We start from the raw sequence: 17,272 nt of genomic DNA, 5'->3' as shown, positions 1-17,272 counted from the left end.
GCAGCGCTGGAGGGCGGTCGCAATTGGTCGTGGGCGTCCTCGCGCGTGAGTGAGCGGGTGGCTCTCGCGATAAGGAATAGATATGAGGAAGATTTTCGGGGACCACTGCTCCCTGGATTGGTCGTACGGTTGTCAGGTACTTGTCACGCTGGACTTCGAGTTTACATTTAGATGGGACGCGCGTGTCCGATAGTGAGATACGCGCTATGTAATCGACAGGACTACTGAACCCTATCACCGTCTAAGGGTTTACCACGGCCAACAATCATTGTTCGTCGGATATCCACCAGATAACGACGCGCGGACTAAGCTTCCCACGTTTCACTTCTCCATCCTCCTCCAACATCTCAAGTCGTCGATGGACAGATGTCCGCTCAATTGCAAGCGTATCCGCCACCCAGGGAGCGGTCACCGCCGGAAACTCTGACTCCCTGATCGCAGTCAGAATATCGTCGTCAGTCGTTTCCACTGCATATTGCCTGCGGTATTGAACAATGGTTCTTTGGAATCTACCGGCCACCGTCAGTGGCTTCGCCGCTCCCCATCGTGTCGTCGAAATCATCATCCGTCTCTTGGATCGTTGTGGGATCGATGTTGAGACGAGATTTCAGTTCCTCTCCGCGAAGTTGCGGGACGACGACTTGGAGAAATTGGACGACAATAACCATTAGCAGCGGTCCGAGGAAAATTCCGTACCACCCGAACAGAATTGGACCGAGGAGATAGGCGAACATGACGAGCGAGAGGTGGAACATTTTCCCTGAGAGGTACGGACGGATGTAGGTGCGCACAACATTATCGAACGCCAGCGTCATGAACAGGAAGAACACGAGGGGGTACCAGAGGGTAGTTGGGTTCTGTTGAATCGCTTCTACTGCGAGGACGGCAGCGATCGCAAGGTAGATAACGGATCGACCGACCAACGGGACCAGCGTAAAAATTCCCGTGATGACCGCCAGCAGTATCGTCACTGGAATCAGGAGGTTTCCTGGTGCGAAGAAATTGAATACGTTGTAGATAATGGCTGTCAGTATCATGATGACGAAGATAGTGAGTGTGTATCCAAAATAGATGGAGTTCAATCCCTCATCGACTGCTGCAAGGTAGTCGATAGATAGCACATCATCTCCGAGAATCTGCTCTCTACCCCACCGAGCGAGGCGCTCGTCGTTGACTAGGAGGAAAATCCCAACAACAGCGACAGGAACATCATAAAAACGCTGGATGCAACCGCACCGACGAAGGCTTGTGCACCAGCGAGCGCCGATTGCACCGAGGGATCTTTGAGCGTTCTGGTCGCTGTGTCGAGCAGCTGATTTGGATCGTTTGGGACCGTCCCGACGTTAATCGGTAATTGCTGGAGGAGTTGTGTTGCTGCATTTGAAGTCGCAAAAGTAGCTAACTGGCTGATCGCGATTGAGAGGAATACTCCCAAGAAAAGGACAATTGGCACGACGATGAGAAGCAGGGAAATCGCTGCCGAAAGGTTTTCTCTCCTGACTCGGGTGCCAATACGTCGGTTTATCGGACGTGCAACGTAGTAGACGAACAGCCCAAATATAACCCACGGTAAAAACGTGAATGCAACTGCGGCGATGATTCCGAATACTATCAGACCTGCGATCCACCATTTCAAATCTGGTCGCACGATACGAATTCGTGTCGCTTCTGACCTCTCCCCACCCATTGCCATACCATAATTATAGGTTACCAATCAAGATAGCGTTGCCGTCGATAGCCACGAGCTCACCTTGAAGAAGAAACGAATATCGCAAACACAGTGATCGTTCTGCTACCGTAAACTTATCGGAAGATTTTGTAGGTATGAGAAATCTCGTTATCAAAACGAATATAGCTAATAGATAAGTCGATGCGAGTCGTCTATAGCGGAGATACCACTAAGGCATTGAAACCAGCGTCTTGTGGTCTCTGTGGGGGAACAAGGGATGAGTCAATCACTTCCAGAAGAATGGTTTATCAAAGACACACGAGTGAACGCGATGATCGCATGGGTTCTCGCAGTTGTCTTCGTTGCAATTGCTGTTGTGAGCTTCCTGAATATCCTGTTCGTCGAAACAGCAATGGCCGCCATCGCGGCATTCGTCGCTATCTCACCCGCCATTGTATATCGGTCGTGGACTCGGACAGTCCCGTGGCCACTGCTGCTCGTCGCATCAATCCCGCTATTTGTTGCAACAGCTCGGCCAATGTTCTTCGACGAAATTGTGACCGGAATCAGCGTCGCGACCCTCGCGATGCTCGTCGTTGTCACGCTTGAACTGACGACAGCAGTCCGAATGACGCCACAGTTCGCGATAATCTTCACCGTCATCGTGACGCTCGCAACCGCCGGGTTCTGGGCAGTTGGATCAGCAGCCTCGGCAACGTATCTCGGGACGACGTTCCTCAAGACAAATACTGAACTCATGACAATCTTCACTGCAACGCTCATTGCAGGCATTATTGCTGGGGTGCTGTTCTGGTTGTACTTCCAGCGTCGACTCGCTACGAATGTCGAACAACTACGGGAGATTGGCGCATGAGTTTCCACACGTCCGTCCACATTTCGGCACACCGCGAAGGGCAGCTGGTTCGGCTCCTTCAGGGTGCGATGGTTGGCATCTTAGTGATTGGCCTCTGGCAAGGGAACGCCGGTATCGCTGTGAATGCGAGTGTTGGCCTGCTCGTCACATTTCTTCCTCCGTTTTTCGAGCGTAATTACCGTATCACACTGAATGTCGGCATCGTCCTCTGGATCACGGTAGCGATGTTCCTGCATGCGTTCGGGACATTATCGTTGCCTGCACTGGGGTTCCTCAGTCTGTACAAGTCGACATGGTGGTGGGATCATGTGACTCGCGCACTGTCCTCCTCGATCGTCGCCGGCGTGGCATATGCTGCGATCCGAGCACTTGAAGAGCACACAGAGTATATCGTGATGCCACCGAAATTCATGTTCGTCTATCTGTTGCTATTCGTGATGGCGTTCGGGGTCATCTGGGAGCTCATCGAGTTCTATGTCGCTGCCGTGTCGAACCTCCTTGGCATCGGAAAGGTGCTCACCCAGTACGGGTTGGACGATACGATCCTCGACCTGTTCTACAATACGATCGGTGGATTACTTGTCGCAATCTTTGGAACCGCCCATTTGACCGATCTATCTGATCAGCTTCGAATGCGGATGGAATCCGAGAATCGATAGCGGTTCCTGTCTGGATGTCTCTGGAATTGATTCTCCTCTTGTTCGTCTTCGGATCACTTGTGAATGACCCCTCCAATAGCTACCCACTAGAAAGCAGGAACACCCCTTATCGCATCCGTGGATGCGTTGCCAGCAATGATTCTATCGTAGCTGCACGAGCAGGAGGAATCGATGATTGGTATGGTGGATGAAATTTGTAGGGACCCATGAGATAGACGAGAAGCCGTGGTTTCGAGACATCCTTTCGCTCGATATACGGACTATGTAACAACTGCAAATGGAAAACCCGAAGCCCACCCCAATGACCGATGGCGGCTCCCTGGAGCGAGTGGAACGTCCAGACAAAGAGGATGGTAACGGGTTTGATCTTGACGTTGAGCTGCCCGAAGACAGTATCTTCGACATTGAGGACTACCTAAAGATGTACGAGGTTGTGTCCAAGCCCTAGCAATTCAAAATCCTCAATGCACTTGCTGAGAGCAATGAGCTGAGTACGAGCGAACTCTCGATGGCACTTGGAGAAGCAGATAACGCGCTGCACTACCCACTCCGCATGCTCAAGGATATCGCCCTCATCCGAAATCGACGTGACCCAAACACGGGGACGAAAGAAATGTATTCGTACTACGAGCTAACGGACATGGGTCGCACCGTCTTAACGAAAGGAATCCGAGAGGGTGTCAAAATCCTCGCCCGTGAAGAGTCCGCGCTCGAAGAGAAGTACAGCAAGTAAATCGCTTCCTGCATCCGGTCGATGCCACGCTGCGTCAGAAAGCCGTGAAGCATGGCCTCGTAAGTATGATCTTGGATCGAGACCCCCTCGCTGACGAGTCCCTCGGGGAATCATCGACGTTTCGTATCCTCACGGCAGAATTTCCACATCTCGTCATGTGATTCAGATTCCCTCGAGGGGGTCGATACGATTTCAAAACACCATCGGAACCATGGTTTGGTCAGCCTGATTCCGATAGTGCCCCATGAAGAAAGCCCTCAGGCTTACCGCTCGATGTTGGAGGCTTGTGAATGATGCCTCCAGTCCTAGTTCTCTGTGGAGTATTATAAAGTGGTTGGTCAATTCCAGCTGGAGTAGAATTTTCCACTACCTGTGGTGCGTTTAGAACCACGAACGCACCAGCTCATCGAACAATACACTTTTTGTTGGCAATGCGGGATTCTTTTCTCCGTGGCTGCTGTCGCATTCGCGACCTGTTGAGCCAGTCGGCACGCTACCATAGCTCCCGAAGCCACCGGCTTGTGTGGGCGTCGAACGAACTTCGTCATTCCCCGCACTCGCAGAAGGGATTTCTCAGTGCACAATGGAACACCTCTTCGACCAGATTGCGGCGTTTGAGGAGCAGACCGATGCCGTCCTCTAGGAAATCGCAACCGTCGCGAACCGCAGCCGCCCGTCAACGAACGAGTCCGCGCGCGCCGAATTGTGTCAGCCGTATCCAGCGACCGACTTAATGGCGGACGCGATTTCGACGCGTGTCAACAACCCGAGTCACAATGATCCATCTGTAATCGAGCCGCTCAACCACGAACAATCGGGACTCGGTGAGTTCACTTCAGGGTGACCATCGCAACCTCACCGTCTGTCCTCCTGTTTGCCTTTCCACCCAATAGTCGTAATCTGACTCTGGTGAAACCCGTGATATTCGAGATTCTCGGCAATCGCGCTGAATACAGGGCGCGTACTCTGCAAAGCCAGTAGTTGCGAATTTCCCGTTAACGGTAGCCGCATCGGTATTAGTATCGAGGCACGGGCCGATCTACTTCTCGATTAGTCCTCTCTTCACTTCTCGTGACTGACGATAGAGCGGAAGCCGCCGTAGGCCATGCGCTCCGTGTTGAAGGGCATTTCCTCGTCGAAGCTGTCCGGGTCCATCGCGGGATCGTCCATCACCTTCGCGTTCACCTCGTCACGATGCTCCCGCGACTCGAATACGATAAATGAGAAGACGACCGTTTCGTCGTCCCCAATTTCGGTGAGCTGTGGGTAGGTCCGTATCTGCATGTCCCCCATGTCTGGCTCCATGTCGTCTCCAACCCCCTCGAAGTACTCGAGGGCGCCGTGTTCGATCCAGAGCTTGCCGGCCTCGGCGGCTATTTCGCGGTACGCCTCGAGCTTGTCGTTCGGGATCGGGATAACGAATCCGTCGACGTATCGTTCCATACACGTATATAGGGCGCAACAGGGGATGAACGTACCGTTGAGTCCGGATCTACCGAGATCTATCTCACTTTAGATACCGCTCTGCTGAATGCATCACTGTATCTTGCACTCCGCTCCTATCAACTGCTGAGGGTTTCGACAGAGCCTTTTGAACCGATAATCACTACTAGCTCTCATCCATATTTCGCGTTCTATCGATTACATCACTAATCTCACCCGCCTCGATATGCGAGTAACTCTAGTTCGTGATCGTAATCGACGAGTGGCGCAGCGCGGCCTGTACATCAGTTGGATTCGTCTGATACAACTCATCAGCGTCCACGACGAGCGCCGTGCGATTTCAGATACTCGCCCCCCCCATCCAAGTCCACCTCGTCACAGAGTCGCTTCATCAGTGACCGTGCGAGTCGACAAACGAAATCTGCTGGTCATCATAGCGCTCAAACTCGTCACATGCTGCGGCAAACACACCCTCTCCGACGGCAAGAATATTGAAACTCTCCAAACGTCGTATCGACGATTCGTCTACCGATAAGACTGTAATGTTACACTCGTATCATGCATTTTGCAGTCAAACTCAAAGTGTGCGTGTAAGGGATACAGTTACCAACTTACGTAGCCGTGAAGGAGAAGTGTTAAATCGTGATTTGCACTCCGTCGTCTGCGTGTTCAAGTTCGATATCCGGAAGGTGTGCTAGCATCTCTTCACTCATGTGAGTAACGATTGTGCGGTCGCACTCAAGTTCCTCATAGTGGGATCGAAGGGTATCATAGCTTATGTGGTATGGGACCTCTTTGTCAAAAAAGTACGCTTCACAGATGAAGACATCCGTTCCATGGGCAGCGTCAATCAATGCATCGGTCCACTCGGTGTCTCCTGAATAAGCGATTGAGTTCCCATTGAACGCAACTCGGAGGGCATACGGAGGGGCGCCACTTGGATGAACGACACGATATGGAGTTACGCGTAGTGACCCAAGCTCGGTTTCCTCTTGGTCTTTGAGTTCGGTAAAAGAGAGCTCGAATGCCTGGTCTACGTCGGAGAGGCCAGGAAACAGCACATCCATAGCGGCTCGTACTCGCTCTTCAGTACCCGGTGGGCCGGCGATTAACAACGGATCAGTACGCTTTGACACAAGTTGTGCATCCAAAATAAAAAACGGAATACCGCCAAAGTGGTCTCCGTGAAGGTGAGTAAGCAGAATCGCATCGATCGAATTGAGGTCGATCTCATGGCGTTTCAGTGCAGATAACGACGATGCACCACAATCGAGCAAAAATTGAGTCGAATCTGCATCCACGTGAATACATGTTTGGAGCCTTCCACCACTTCCAAGTGTATCTCCGCTTCCCGCGAACGTGATCGTGGGTGAACCCATATGGTTTGGCCCCCGTTTACAGATATAATGGTTTGGATAAACGGTCAATAAGCACTACGAACACTTCCATTTCCTGCTGTTGGACTTGCAAAGCTAAGAAGTCCAGCCGGTGTTGACCCAATTCCAAGCTCCCATCTTCATGCAGTGCTTCAAGCCGTTGATGCGCGAATGACCGTTCAATTCCGAGCGTATCTGCCACCGAGCGAGCAGTCACAGTAGGAAACTCGGACTCACGACCCACCCTCAGAATATCGCCGTCCCTCGCTTTCTCTCCAAACTGCCCCGCTTTTCGCTCAATTTCTCTTCGTCCATCTCTTACGAACCGTCTCTGTTCGTCGCGTTCACTCTTTGTGATAGCACATAGTGCTTCAGCCATTATGAATTACCGATGTATCGATGCCGATAGAACAGATAGGGACATGAAGCAGCAGAATGATATGGATAATTGAGACCGGATGGACTCTACATGAGTGACTTCGAATGTATTGACGGTTATAATACCCGGCAATCGGTGAGAGAGGCGCAGCTGCGTAACTCGCGAAAATGAGCATCCGTCTGTTAATTTTCGCGTAGCAGTCCGTATCAGAGAATATCGTAGCTGAAAACCCTGTTCTCGCTCGATGTCCCCGACTGCCGGTGAGCGTACTTTTTTGCTGTCCTCTGTGAATGGTAACACATGTCAGAACGAGAGTCCGAGTCCCTGAAGCAGACGCTGTTCGACACCATTGAGGCCGAACGCGGTCGATTGAAGTTAATCGCACGAGATATCTGGGAGAACCCTGAGGTGGCGCTACAAGAGTCGGAATCAAGCGAACGGCTCCAATCTGCCCTACGCGAGGAAGGATTTGAAGTGACGACTGGTGTTGGCGGCATTGAGACCGCCTTCGTTGCCCGATACGGAGAAGAAAATCCAGTCGTCGGCACTATGGGCGAATTCGACGCTCTGCCGGGGATGAGCCAGCAAGCGAAAGCTGAACGCGAACCGGTTGAGGTTGGTGCGCCTGGCCACGGATGTGGGCACAACCTCTTCGGCGTTGGCAGCCTCGCCGCAGCTATCGCCATCAAGCGTTCGATAGGTCACAATGACCTGTCCGGGTCGGTTGTCTTCTTCGGCACGCCAGCCGAGGAGGCCGGTGGCGGTAAGGTGTATATGGTTCGTGACGGTGCCTTCGACGATGTGGACGCGGTCGTCTCATGGCATCCCGGCTGGTACAACGCGCCTGGAAAGGGGTCTTGCCTCGCTGTCGACGCTTTCGACTTTACTTTCCAGGGAGAGACCTCTCACGCCGCGGCCTCACCTGAATCCGGACGATCGGCACTTGATGCGGTACAGCTTCTGAACACGGGCGTAGAGTTTATGCGCGAGCACATACCCGAGACCGCGCGCATCCACTATGTCATCCAAAACGGCGGCTCCGCAGCCAACGTCGTCCCGGGCGAAGCAAGTGTAGAGTACCTCGTGCGCGCCCCCGAGCGCGTGGAGGTTGAGCGCATCTCCGAATGGGTCTGCGACATCGCTGCGGCAGCTGCTCAGATGAGTCGAACTGACCTTACTGCGACGAAAACCTCCGGAATGTATGGCATCCTGCCGAACCACACCCTCGCCGACGCAATCCGTAAGAACATGGAGTATGCCGGTTTCCCGCTCGACGACAAGCAGGCGAAATTCGCCGCGGAGCTCTGTGAAACCCTTGGCGATATAGAGGATTCCCTTCAGTACATCCCCGAGTCTGAGCGCGAGGCCGCTCGCGAGGAGGCAATGTTCGCCCGGCCCATCAATGCGCCCGACGAGGGGCAGACTGGCTCCTATTCGACGGACTCAGGCGACGTCTCGTGGAATGTCCCGCTCGGCCGGTTCAGGGCTGCGACATGGCCTGTCGGGACTCCTGCTCACTCCTGGCAAGCCGTGGCGGCTGGAAGGGATTTGGGAACCGTAGGGATGGAGTTCGCCGCAAAAACGATCGCGGCAACACTCGCAGATCTGCTCGAAGACTCCGAACTCCGCCAGCAGGCCCGCGCGGAGTTCGAAGAGCGGTCAGCCAGCCATGAATACGAAAGCCCGCTTCCCGAAGGAGCCGACCCCTACAAACTCGTAAACCGCTAAGCGAGCCTCCGTACCCTTCGTCTATTAAATAATTCGAAGCCCTTGTCGCTGACGAGACGGCACAGAAACGCACACAGGCCGAACAGTTCTCCGTCGACGTCGAAGCCCCCAAAATGGTCGAAGTGACCAAAGAGAGCCACGAGAACCCCGCAGACCACTAGTACATCGTCTCCATCGACGACGTGACCGGCGAGCTAATGGCCCGCACCTGTCCGCACCACATCCATCGGAACGCCGTCTGCAAACAAATGACTGCCGTTGAGAACGCGACCGACGATAGGACACTTGAGGCGTTCCCTTCGGAGGACGAAGACGATGCCGAGCCAGAGGAATGCGACTGTGACGACCTCGACGGCTTCCCGTGCTGGCCGTGTGTGAGAACGGGACGGAAGGAACTGCCGAACTAACCATCGCTTCAACCCTTTTTGTCTGTGACATGGCAATTGACGCTCTCGGCTATCACCGACTAGCGAACACTCATAGTGAGTAGAATTCTCCTTTACGGGGCGTGTAGGAGAATGATAATAAACTCAGTTACTGAAGATCAGTAGGCGCGACAAGCTTGAGATGAGGTTGCAGCTGGTCAGCAGTCTCTAGAAGTTCAATTGACTCGGATTCTACATCGTAGTGCACGATCCCAGCAGCAACCAACATCGGGAGATGCGTGTGATGAAGGCCAGTAAGAATTCGCTCGTATTGCTCGTACGTGGGTGTGTCTTCCCAGATGGCAATCTGTTCGGCGAGGTCACCGAGTGAGATTGCACCAACTTTTTGCGAAAGATAATGAAGAGTATATCGTCGATGGTCACTCGCGAGAAGGTCAAAGATGGTTGTCGGAGTGAGCTCACTCGTCGCAGTGCTGCTTGTCGATGCATTGGGCGTGTCAGTTTTCATGGTGTTCTTAATCCTTACTCAGCCTACGCCACAGTACGCAACTCGCCAGCTTCTCTCCGACTTCAGCGGAGTAGGTACCGATATGAAGTACCAATGCATAAAGATTCGCAATCTGTTAACTAACATGGATATAATATATCTGTTGTCATAATCTGACCTCACTCACCGAACACGACTTTTCGTGGCACTTATTCTTCGAGAAACTCGGGATCGTACATGGGGCCATCAGTACGATTTTTGGCAATTTCGACCGTCCAATTCGGTGCATCGTTGGCCGGGAGGGTAATTTCCCACGTGCCTTCGATTGCTGCTCCGGCTGCAAACGCCTCCAAAATGAGTGTTTCAAGGTCATTTTCAAAGGTGGCTGTTGCCTCACCTACCGCTTTGATGTTGTCAGTATGATCCATAGGTATCATGGAGACGCAGTGCCAGAGTACTTGCTCTCCCCACCCAAGAGAGACGCATCATAGGAATATACTCTCATCGGTGCCTCCTATTTCCGAGGATGCAACAACCACGCTCCTCATCTTGGATAAAATTCGAGTCTCATCGTCCTGTCGAAATCCAGTATTGATACCCTCGTCATATCGTTCCATGCCTCATATTCTTCTGTAGACTGTCCTAGAAAGATACTATAAATGAAATAATTTGTCCAGTAAAAGTCCGGTCATCAACGCTTTTGTTCGTCAATCGTTTCGAGAACAGCTTCAACTGTCGAATGGCCACGATATCGGATCATCTCTGACCGTGCATCGTACTCAATCACGTTCCGATCTTCCAGATACGGCAGATGCGTATGGATCATCTCAGTTCGTAGTGACTCGACTTCCCACCCCTCGTATTCTGTTCCTTCGAGTCCACGTGGATCCTCTCCGAACGTGAGACAGAGCGCATCGACAGAGATCGTGTCCTCCTCTCGGTCAGCGAGTTCCATGAGGGTTTCACGTCGAAGTGGGTCTTTGAGTGCGGTGAATACCCGCTCAAGTTGGGCGCTGGTCGGATCACTGCCGTCCATGTCAAAGGGATTGTCTTTACTAGCCATGGTCATTATTCGGTGGTGGTGAAGTGCAGCATCAAGTCGCCGCGTGCTAAATAACCCCGCTATCGCTGGTTACTACGCGATGAAATACTATCGATAAGCTTTCGATTGCTACACTGTAGTAGACGACGATTAACTATAAATAATTTTTTTAGTATCGACATAACTTATGCCATAGTTTCGTCCCGTATCGATCGTACTCTTTTCGCGAGCTGTCGGTGAATGATTCTCATATTCTCAATAGCAGGGTCAGGCTCAGATCGCAGGTTAGTATATTATACTAACTTCAAATTTAGCATCTCACTTCGAGCACTACTGGTATCGGATAGAATATTTTCACCACCTGTTTCTTGAGATCGGCTGATACCAGCAGCGTCCTACGAATCCATGTCAACAACGGAAACCGTGCGATCAGAATGAATCGTAACGCGGTATCCAATGTACTCGAAGCTCACTTCTGGCGAGGCATGTTGATAGAGCGCTTCGAGTGCATCGGGGTCAATGGTCTCATAGAGGGGTGTCGCGGGCTCCGTCCCATTCGCGTTGGTTACTGCCGTTACCACAGTAGCGGTGATCGATTCAGTGTCTCCGACTCTGGTGCTTATCGATGGCTTTGGCTGCGACGATGACGAGTTACCCATACCCTCTGATGATGGAGAGTGTGTTAATAGATGTTTGGTGACAAAAGGTACCATATACCACCATTCTTCGAACAGTCTTGACGATCTGAGTACTTGTCTTCCGATAATCACCCGTTCACAACCAACAACCACCTACCACCCCATTTACTGCTCATAAATGGGTATTACAGTGTCCCACGCAATGCCACTGGCAAAGAGCTTGCTGATGAGTTTAATATCTCACACCAGGCATTCTCAGAACGGTTGTGGCGTGGTTACAGGGAGTTAGTCAAAAATGCACTGCTCCTCGGTTGTAGCACTGATGAAATGGAGAAAGTAGCGAAGTAATCAGTGTATTCCATGGGTAGGTCGAATCCACGAGAAAGCGACTGCCATAAAGACAACTACCATCAAGGATTTTTAATTTGATGGCCTGTTTCCTGAAAATGCTGGATGGCACGCTGATCTACCTCCTCCGTGGATTTTCTTTTGTGCTCACCATCCACCGGCATTCGACGCAGCTGAGGATCCTCTCCTCCGACATAAGCCTTAGTCCCACTGAGAATTCAATTTTTAATCAGCCTTCATTAGCAAGCGGTTTATTTGCACAGTGTAAAAGCAGAATATTATCGCCAGCAAACAGATGACTACCAGAATTGGATCACTCGAAGTCTAGCTCTTCCCCACGAGTAATAGGTTTAGAATCAGTGATCCAGCCATCGCTGGCACCTTCGACGTGATATTGGTCATACCAAAAGGCAACACTTCCCTCGCAATCGCGTGTCTGACCATTGACTTTTGGACTGAAAAAGCCGTCTTCGATCGCAGCGATATCCACACACTCGTATAACGGTGGATCCTTGACTTCCGACGGAGCAACGTCCGCGGCAGCCGCGATCGCGAAGATGATTTCAGTTGTGAGATCGCGGTGGCTCTCTCGGTCGTAGTGAGCCTGCGTCACAAACGTCATGTCGGGATCATCGTTTCCATCCTGTGCAAGCCTGGCGCCATCATCGGTGTGGTCATTACTTGACGTCATCTGTCGTCCTCCGTGTAAAAGCGTCCTATGGATATATAATTTCCTAGATAGTTATACCTCTTTGCGAAGACATGGATTACTGAGTACCCACTCGGTCGAAGTCGCTGCGGGCATGTGCTACTTGCCGATTGTCGATACTGCCGCCTGTGCCCTCCAACACCGTCAACACTTGCACCGCATGCGGACCTGGCGTGATCGTCTCGGTGTCAGTATCGAACTCGATCACGTCCAAGTCGACGAGTTTCGGAACGTGGGCGTGATAGAGCGGCGTATACATCTCTTGGCGCGTGAGCGTCGCGATATCTGTATCGGGAGTGTCGGTCTCCCACGCAGCAAGTTTGGTCGCAAGCTCATCAAGCGACCATTCGGTCTCTTCAGCGAGGGTGTAGACGAGGTAGCGCCGTCGTGGGTGCGCAATCGCCTTGAAGACGGATTGTAACTCAAGAATGGACTCTGAGACATCAATGTCAAGATCGCACTCGGCGGCGCTCTCCTCGGCGGTTCAGCTGGAATATTTCTCCCACTTGTCGGGAGGTGGCTCGTCCCCCGCCATAGCTGACTTTGGAGTGTGAAACCTAATAAAAATCCGGCGTAGAGCGTGATTCCCGTCCATTTCGGACTAATGCGTATGCAGTCGCAGTATCTTTATATCTATCTATAGTGCCATGCTCTCTGTCAGATTGCTCGAAATCGCCAGACAGTGACGAGCAGTGCCATCTGAATAGTTGGATACTCTGTGTGTCAACTGACCTCCAGCCTACCAACCGCTCCGCCCCGCCCACGCCTACCAACAACCCACTAGCATATCACCACTCACAAACTCTCCCACCCTGTGGACAGTCAGCCGGCAGAAACAGCGCCCAACCTGGCGTGAAACACCCCGTCTTTCAAGTGAAATTCAACATTACAGACGATCAACACAGTCAGGCCGACAGTTCACTATTATTATATCATATTTCCTGAATAAATTGCCTGTACAGGTAGATGCCTTCTCCTTCCACAACCACTCTCGCTTTTACAGACAGTCCCACTATCTCATATACCAATGACAGTCCTGCTGCTGATTCACGAAAGACAGTCCGTTGGCCTAAACTAGTTCACTTCACACCTCGTCGCAGCACGCTGGACAGTCCCTTCGGTCATGGTCGGAGATAACTAACTCCTGCTGGTACTGGGATGACAGTCCCACGGGCTGCAATACTGCCAATTTCCATTCTGCTAGTCAGTAACAGACAGTCCAGAGTTGCTTTGTACCGCCGCAGGGGTGGCTGCCCTCACCTCCGGTGGACAGCCTGGTAGTGCTGTTCACTGCCATCCACTCATGCGTTCATTGGAACCTCGGTATCCCACTCCAGTTGGCACCTCACTATGTCGCTCACGTTGGCACCGAGATCTGCGTGAAGCCAATGGGCACCCAAGCAGTACTGCCACTGGCACCCCACTATCATGGCCCATCGGATCTCTTCGCCCTGTCCCAGTAGAGGGCTGTCAGTCTCCTTCGCCATTGCTGACTATCCTCTGCTGTCTCACAGCCCTATTGTGTCGTACTGGTCGTTGGTGTCCGCTCTCGCTCTACAGAATCTAACTTAATCCAGTCACTACGACCGTTGAGGCGAGCTATTACAGCCATTGAACCAACTGAATTGGCTCCGTCTCATCCTTTAGCCTTAACTAAATACAGCCAAATTCATTCCCATAGCGTTAAATAGTAATAGCTTTTAATTGTTTGGCGAAGAGAAGAGTGGTTCGAAAGATCATCCCTCCTCTTCCCACCCATCACTCAACCATGATGAACCGCAGAAACTTCATTAAAACAACCGGTGGCCTAACAGTCGGCTTGACAATGATTGGAACGGCAACCGCAAATCCCGACCGAGAAAAATACCGTCCCGGCGGGCCAAAACTCGGCAGCCCGAAATCGATCAACCTCAATGCGTTCCATACCAACGCCGAGCTTACAAGCGAGCTCATAAAGATCGAGCAAAAAAGCGACCGCGTCTCACTACGCGAGATCGGCCGCTCCGCAGGACGAAACGACCCAATTTGGGAAGTGAAAGTCGGTGATGGCGATACAGAGGTTCACTTAATCACGCAAATCCATGGCGACGAAGCAACCGGGACGGAAGTCGCGCTCAAAGTGATCAAATCGCTTGGGATGAGTAACTCCCAGCAGGTCGATCACATTCTCGAGAATCTGTCGTTCACCATTATACCCCGAGTCAACCCAGACGGTGCAATGTACCACTACGACTATGATGGCGACAGTGATGCTGAATGGGTTGGCCGACGACAAAACACCCAAGCGTGGAATGGTGAGTCGCGGTATAAGCCATATTACCATTCCACCTATCCAGCCGGTGACCCGGGCTATGACATGAACCGTGACTTCAACATCCGACCCCCGTCAGAATTCAATCCTCGGACAGACGACCAGGAGGAGTGGTGGTACAACCAACGGTACCTCGATATGCCCCACCAGGGCTACACGGTGTTTGCAAGCGGGCTTCGGCTCACACCAGAAGTCCGAGCGGTGACCAGGTCGTTCAACGAGGCGAACCCCGACTATGCAATTACGCATCATCATAAAGGCGGGAACCTCTATCCGGACTCCAGTACCGGAAACAAGCCACAGAAACAGACATTGATGAGCGTGATGGCGCCATACGGTGAGGACTATCTCAATCGCTCACCGTTCTATCCAGACGACCACACACCGATTACGGAGGCCGTCAATCCCTTCCTCGATTACGAAACGAGCACGCGCTCTATCAAGCTGAACTCACTCGTGATCGAGGCATTAGCCAAACGTGGCAACAGCATCTTCGACAGCATCACTCGCTATGGGTACTACCCACTGTGGGGTTCGTACCTCGACGCGCTTTGTCCGAACATTGCGAACGGAGGCGACAGTGCTGCAGGAATGCTGTATGAAGTTTCTTACCAGACAGATGACCTGGGTCAGAAAGGCTTTGGTCGAATGCTGGAACTCACGAAAGTCGGATTCCTCGAATCGTTCACTGCACTCGCCGACAACCCCGAACTCGGCGAATACGACATTGAAACATACTTCGATACTCCGCTATACGGCGAAGGTATTCAACAACAACGATGACACACTACAACCGTCGACAATTCCTCGGAACATCTGCAACCACCCTTGGTGCGCTCGCACTCACATCACCACTCGTCGGAGCCGACTCAACCCAGCGATTCATCGTCGACCGACAAAGTTTGGGCAGGGAACGAAACGTCGAAGTAATCCACGACCTTGCCCCGGTGGATCTCCTTGTCGTGAACGCAACCGAAGACGCACTCGGCGGGGCACAATACGCCCGCGACAAACAGTACTCACCCAGTCTACCTGACGCGGTTTCCAGACAGTCAGCACGTGTCATGTATCCGCCAGAAGGAGAAGACCTATACGAGTATCAGTGGGACAAGCAAGATCAACAAATTCCGGCGACCCACGAAATCACTCGCGGAGAAGGCACTCGCGTCGCCGTAATCGATTCTGGCATTGGCGCAGGCCACCCGGACTTACAGGGCACTGTAAACGCAGATCTCTCGAAGAACTTCACGCCAGACTCCCTCGGCGCACCCGGCCCATATGGTGGCGCCCACGGCACACACGTCGCCGGGAGTATCGCAGCCAGCGATCAGAACGATACGGGCGTCATCGGCTCCGCGCCAGCGACAGAACTCGTTGACCTGCGTGTGTTCTCCGAAGTCAATTCAGCCAGCTTCTCTGCATGGATGGGTGACGTCTTAGCGGCCATCGTTTATAGTGCCGAAATCGGCGCTGACGCCGCGAATCTCAGCCTCGGGTGGACCTTCCGCTTCCGCGAGGACGGCTGGGGCAAATTCTGGGGCAAATCGATGCAGCGAACAACCACCTACGCGAATCGGCAGGGGACGATCCTTACCCATGCATGTGGTAACTGGGGTGGAACTCTCCAGTTCGACGAAGACCAGCGTGACTCCTCGGAGACCGCCGGTGGCCTTACTGTAAGCGCGACTGGCCCAATCGGATTCATGTGGGGAGACGAAGGACTTGAAGAACCGCCATATGCGCCCGCATACTACACGAATTACGGAACGAACGCTGTGGACCTCGCGGCACCCGGTGGCAATGCAGATGAAGACGCAGTCGGAACCGGGGTCAACTGGAAGTATGATCTCGTGTTGAACACCGTCGCCATACCGGAATACAATGAGGCTGGTGAATACCTCGGAGCCACCTACGGCTATGACTGGTATGCAGGTACCTCGATGGCTGCACCACAGGTCGCTGGCGCCGTCTCACTACTGAAGAGTGCAAACCCACAGATGAATGCGAACCAACTCAAAAGCATCCTGAAACAAGTTGCCGAGGTGCCCGAGGGATACGACAAAAAATACTACGGCTCAGGATATCTCGATACGTACGCAGCAGTATCACAGTGAGCTTCCTCGGGGACATCTTTGACGTCTCAAACCACTTGGCCTCAAGAGGTTCACAGTAGCCCATGGCGTTGTTTTGTCGCTTTCGATTGTTCGTCTTAGTCGTTGACCTCGAAACCCCGTGAGAACAGTTGGTTGGTATCGACTACAACCGCAGACGACTTTCACAGCACGTTCCTCACAGTGGTTCACGGACACATCTTTCGCGCATGTGTCGTCTCCATAACCATACCCTCGTCGACTGCCACACGCGTTACGCTGTCGTAACGCACCCCAAGCGGCTAGTGTAATGCACAATGAGTCCTTCTTTCTCGTTGTGCGTTACACTAGCCATGTCGATTAAGATTCTGCCGCGAATGCGTTTCCGAGGAAATGAAAT

At 52.4% G+C, this 17,272-nt stretch carries 21 protein-coding genes and 2 pseudogenes; 10 read left to right on the top strand and 13 right to left on the bottom strand.

Annotated elements, in window-relative coordinates:
- Positions 1-265: 265 nt before the first annotated feature.
- From LIW51_RS32340 to LIW51_RS32330, 3 genes are read right to left on the bottom strand one after another with little or no spacing between them, the layout of a single operon-like run.
- Positions 266-469 carry a hypothetical protein gene (locus tag LIW51_RS32340; RefSeq protein ID WP_227379595.1) on the bottom strand — a complete coding sequence of 68 codons (204 nt, stop codon included), beginning with the start codon at positions 467-469 and terminating at the stop codon, positions 266-268.
- Between the two features lie 40 nt (positions 470-509).
- On the bottom strand, positions 510-1,121 hold the full coding sequence (locus tag LIW51_RS32335) for an AI-2E family transporter (protein WP_497007411.1): 612 nt from the start codon (positions 1,119-1,121) through the stop codon (positions 510-512).
- Positions 1,122-1,174: 53 nt separating this feature from the next.
- The gene (locus tag LIW51_RS32330; RefSeq protein WP_227379594.1) at positions 1,175-1,693 is read right to left on the bottom strand and encodes an AI-2E family transporter; all 519 of its coding nucleotides are present in this window, start codon (positions 1,691-1,693) and stop codon (positions 1,175-1,177) included.
- Between the two features lie 253 nt (positions 1,694-1,946).
- Between LIW51_RS32330 and LIW51_RS32325 the strand changes: the two genes are divergently transcribed.
- From LIW51_RS32325 to LIW51_RS32305, 5 genes and pseudogenes are all read left to right on the top strand, one after another.
- On the top strand, positions 1,947-2,543 hold the full coding sequence (locus tag LIW51_RS32325; protein WP_227379593.1) for a hypothetical protein: 597 nt from the start codon (positions 1,947-1,949) through the stop codon (positions 2,541-2,543).
- Complete coding sequence (locus LIW51_RS32320; protein ID WP_227379592.1) at positions 2,540-3,202, top strand: DUF2238 domain-containing protein; 663 nt, start codon at positions 2,540-2,542, stop codon at positions 3,200-3,202. The genes LIW51_RS32325 and LIW51_RS32320 overlap by 4 nt, the downstream gene beginning before the upstream one ends.
- Positions 3,203-3,479: 277 nt before the next feature.
- Positions 3,480-3,650 carry a hypothetical protein gene (locus tag LIW51_RS32315; protein ID WP_227379591.1) on the top strand — a complete coding sequence of 57 codons (171 nt, stop codon included), beginning with the start codon at positions 3,480-3,482 and terminating at the stop codon, positions 3,648-3,650.
- 60 nt (positions 3,651-3,710) lie between these two features.
- Positions 3,711-3,935, top strand: coding sequence for a hypothetical protein (locus LIW51_RS32310; RefSeq protein ID WP_227379590.1), 225 nt, complete (start codon positions 3,711-3,713; stop codon positions 3,933-3,935).
- Positions 3,936-4,629: 694 nt separating this feature from the next.
- Positions 4,630-4,779, top strand: a pseudogene (locus tag LIW51_RS32305) (SOS response-associated peptidase); the annotation flags it as partial.
- 218 nt (positions 4,780-4,997) lie between these two features.
- Here LIW51_RS32305 and LIW51_RS32300 read toward each other — a convergent pair.
- From LIW51_RS32300 to LIW51_RS32290, 3 genes are all read right to left on the bottom strand, one after another.
- Positions 4,998-5,378 (bottom strand): DUF1428 domain-containing protein, encoded by a 381-nt coding sequence (locus LIW51_RS32300; protein ID WP_227379589.1) that lies wholly within the window; start codon positions 5,376-5,378, stop codon positions 4,998-5,000.
- A gap of 635 nt (positions 5,379-6,013) precedes the next feature.
- Complete coding sequence (locus tag LIW51_RS32295; RefSeq protein WP_227379588.1) at positions 6,014-6,757, bottom strand: MBL fold metallo-hydrolase; 744 nt, start codon at positions 6,755-6,757, stop codon at positions 6,014-6,016.
- 16 nt (positions 6,758-6,773) lie between these two features.
- Complete coding sequence (locus LIW51_RS32290) at positions 6,774-7,133, bottom strand: hypothetical protein (protein WP_227379587.1); 360 nt, start codon at positions 7,131-7,133, stop codon at positions 6,774-6,776.
- A 300-nt stretch (positions 7,134-7,433) separates the two neighbouring features.
- Between LIW51_RS32290 and LIW51_RS32285 the strand changes: the two genes are divergently transcribed.
- Together LIW51_RS32285 and LIW51_RS32280 are read left to right on the top strand one after the other, a co-directional pair.
- Entirely contained in the window at positions 7,434-8,861 is a 1,428-nt protein-coding gene (locus tag LIW51_RS32285) for an amidohydrolase (protein WP_227379586.1), read from the top strand.
- A gap of 182 nt (positions 8,862-9,043) precedes the next feature.
- Positions 9,044-9,268 carry an SWIM zinc finger family protein gene (locus tag LIW51_RS32280; RefSeq protein WP_227379585.1) on the top strand — a complete coding sequence of 75 codons (225 nt, stop codon included), beginning with the start codon at positions 9,044-9,046 and terminating at the stop codon, positions 9,266-9,268.
- 127 nt (positions 9,269-9,395) lie between these two features.
- On the opposite strand, the gene LIW51_RS40190 is transcribed toward LIW51_RS32280, so the two are convergent.
- The 4 genes from LIW51_RS40190 to LIW51_RS32265 all read right to left on the bottom strand — a co-directional run bounded on the left by LIW51_RS40190 (position 9,396) and on the right by LIW51_RS32265 (position 11,435).
- Positions 9,396-9,755: a DUF7344 domain-containing protein gene (locus LIW51_RS40190; protein ID WP_438267466.1), complete on the bottom strand. Its 360-nt coding sequence runs from the start codon at positions 9,753-9,755 to the stop codon at positions 9,396-9,398.
- 188 nt (positions 9,756-9,943) lie between these two features.
- Positions 9,944-10,162 carry a hypothetical protein gene (locus LIW51_RS32275; protein WP_227379584.1) on the bottom strand — a complete coding sequence of 73 codons (219 nt, stop codon included), beginning with the start codon at positions 10,160-10,162 and terminating at the stop codon, positions 9,944-9,946.
- Positions 10,163-10,425: 263 nt separating this feature from the next.
- Positions 10,426-10,797 (bottom strand): DUF7344 domain-containing protein, encoded by a 372-nt coding sequence (locus tag LIW51_RS32270; protein ID WP_227379583.1) that lies wholly within the window; start codon positions 10,795-10,797, stop codon positions 10,426-10,428.
- 374 nt (positions 10,798-11,171) lie between these two features.
- Complete coding sequence (locus tag LIW51_RS32265; protein WP_227379582.1) at positions 11,172-11,435, bottom strand: HalOD1 output domain-containing protein; 264 nt, start codon at positions 11,433-11,435, stop codon at positions 11,172-11,174.
- Between the two features lie 93 nt (positions 11,436-11,528).
- On the opposite strand from LIW51_RS32265, the gene LIW51_RS39665 reads away from it, so the two are divergent.
- The gene (locus LIW51_RS39665) at positions 11,529-11,762 is read left to right on the top strand and encodes a helix-turn-helix domain-containing protein (protein ID WP_227379581.1); all 234 of its coding nucleotides are present in this window, start codon (positions 11,529-11,531) and stop codon (positions 11,760-11,762) included.
- A 313-nt stretch (positions 11,763-12,075) separates the two neighbouring features.
- Here LIW51_RS39665 and LIW51_RS32255 read toward each other — a convergent pair whose 3' ends face one another.
- The 3 genes and pseudogenes from LIW51_RS32255 to LIW51_RS32245 all read right to left on the bottom strand — a co-directional run.
- Positions 12,076-12,453, bottom strand: a complete 378-nt coding sequence (locus LIW51_RS32255) for a HalOD1 output domain-containing protein (RefSeq protein WP_227379580.1) — start codon at positions 12,451-12,453, stop codon at positions 12,076-12,078.
- A gap of 76 nt (positions 12,454-12,529) precedes the next feature.
- Positions 12,530-12,871, bottom strand: a complete 342-nt coding sequence (locus LIW51_RS40185; protein ID WP_438267485.1) for a DUF7344 domain-containing protein — start codon at positions 12,869-12,871, stop codon at positions 12,530-12,532.
- 1,137 nt (positions 12,872-14,008) lie between these two features.
- Positions 14,009-14,083 (bottom strand): annotated as a pseudogene (locus tag LIW51_RS32245) (IS6 family transposase); the annotation flags it as partial.
- 213 nt (positions 14,084-14,296) lie between these two features.
- On the opposite strand from LIW51_RS32245, the gene LIW51_RS32240 reads away from it, so the two are divergent.
- Positions 14,297-15,565, top strand: coding sequence for a M14 family zinc carboxypeptidase (locus tag LIW51_RS32240; protein ID WP_227379578.1), 1,269 nt, complete (start codon positions 14,297-14,299; stop codon positions 15,563-15,565).
- Positions 15,562-16,896, top strand: a complete 1,335-nt coding sequence (locus LIW51_RS32235) for a S8 family peptidase (RefSeq protein ID WP_227379577.1) — start codon at positions 15,562-15,564, stop codon at positions 16,894-16,896. The genes LIW51_RS32240 and LIW51_RS32235 overlap by 4 nt, the downstream gene beginning before the upstream one ends.
- The last annotated feature ends 376 nt before the right edge of the window (positions 16,897-17,272 follow it).

This window comes from Haladaptatus halobius (genome assembly GCF_020618475.1).
GTDB lineage: Archaea > Halobacteriota > Halobacteria > Halobacteriales > Haladaptataceae > Haladaptatus > Haladaptatus halobius.
This window is presented reverse-complemented; position numbering and strand designations above follow the sequence as displayed.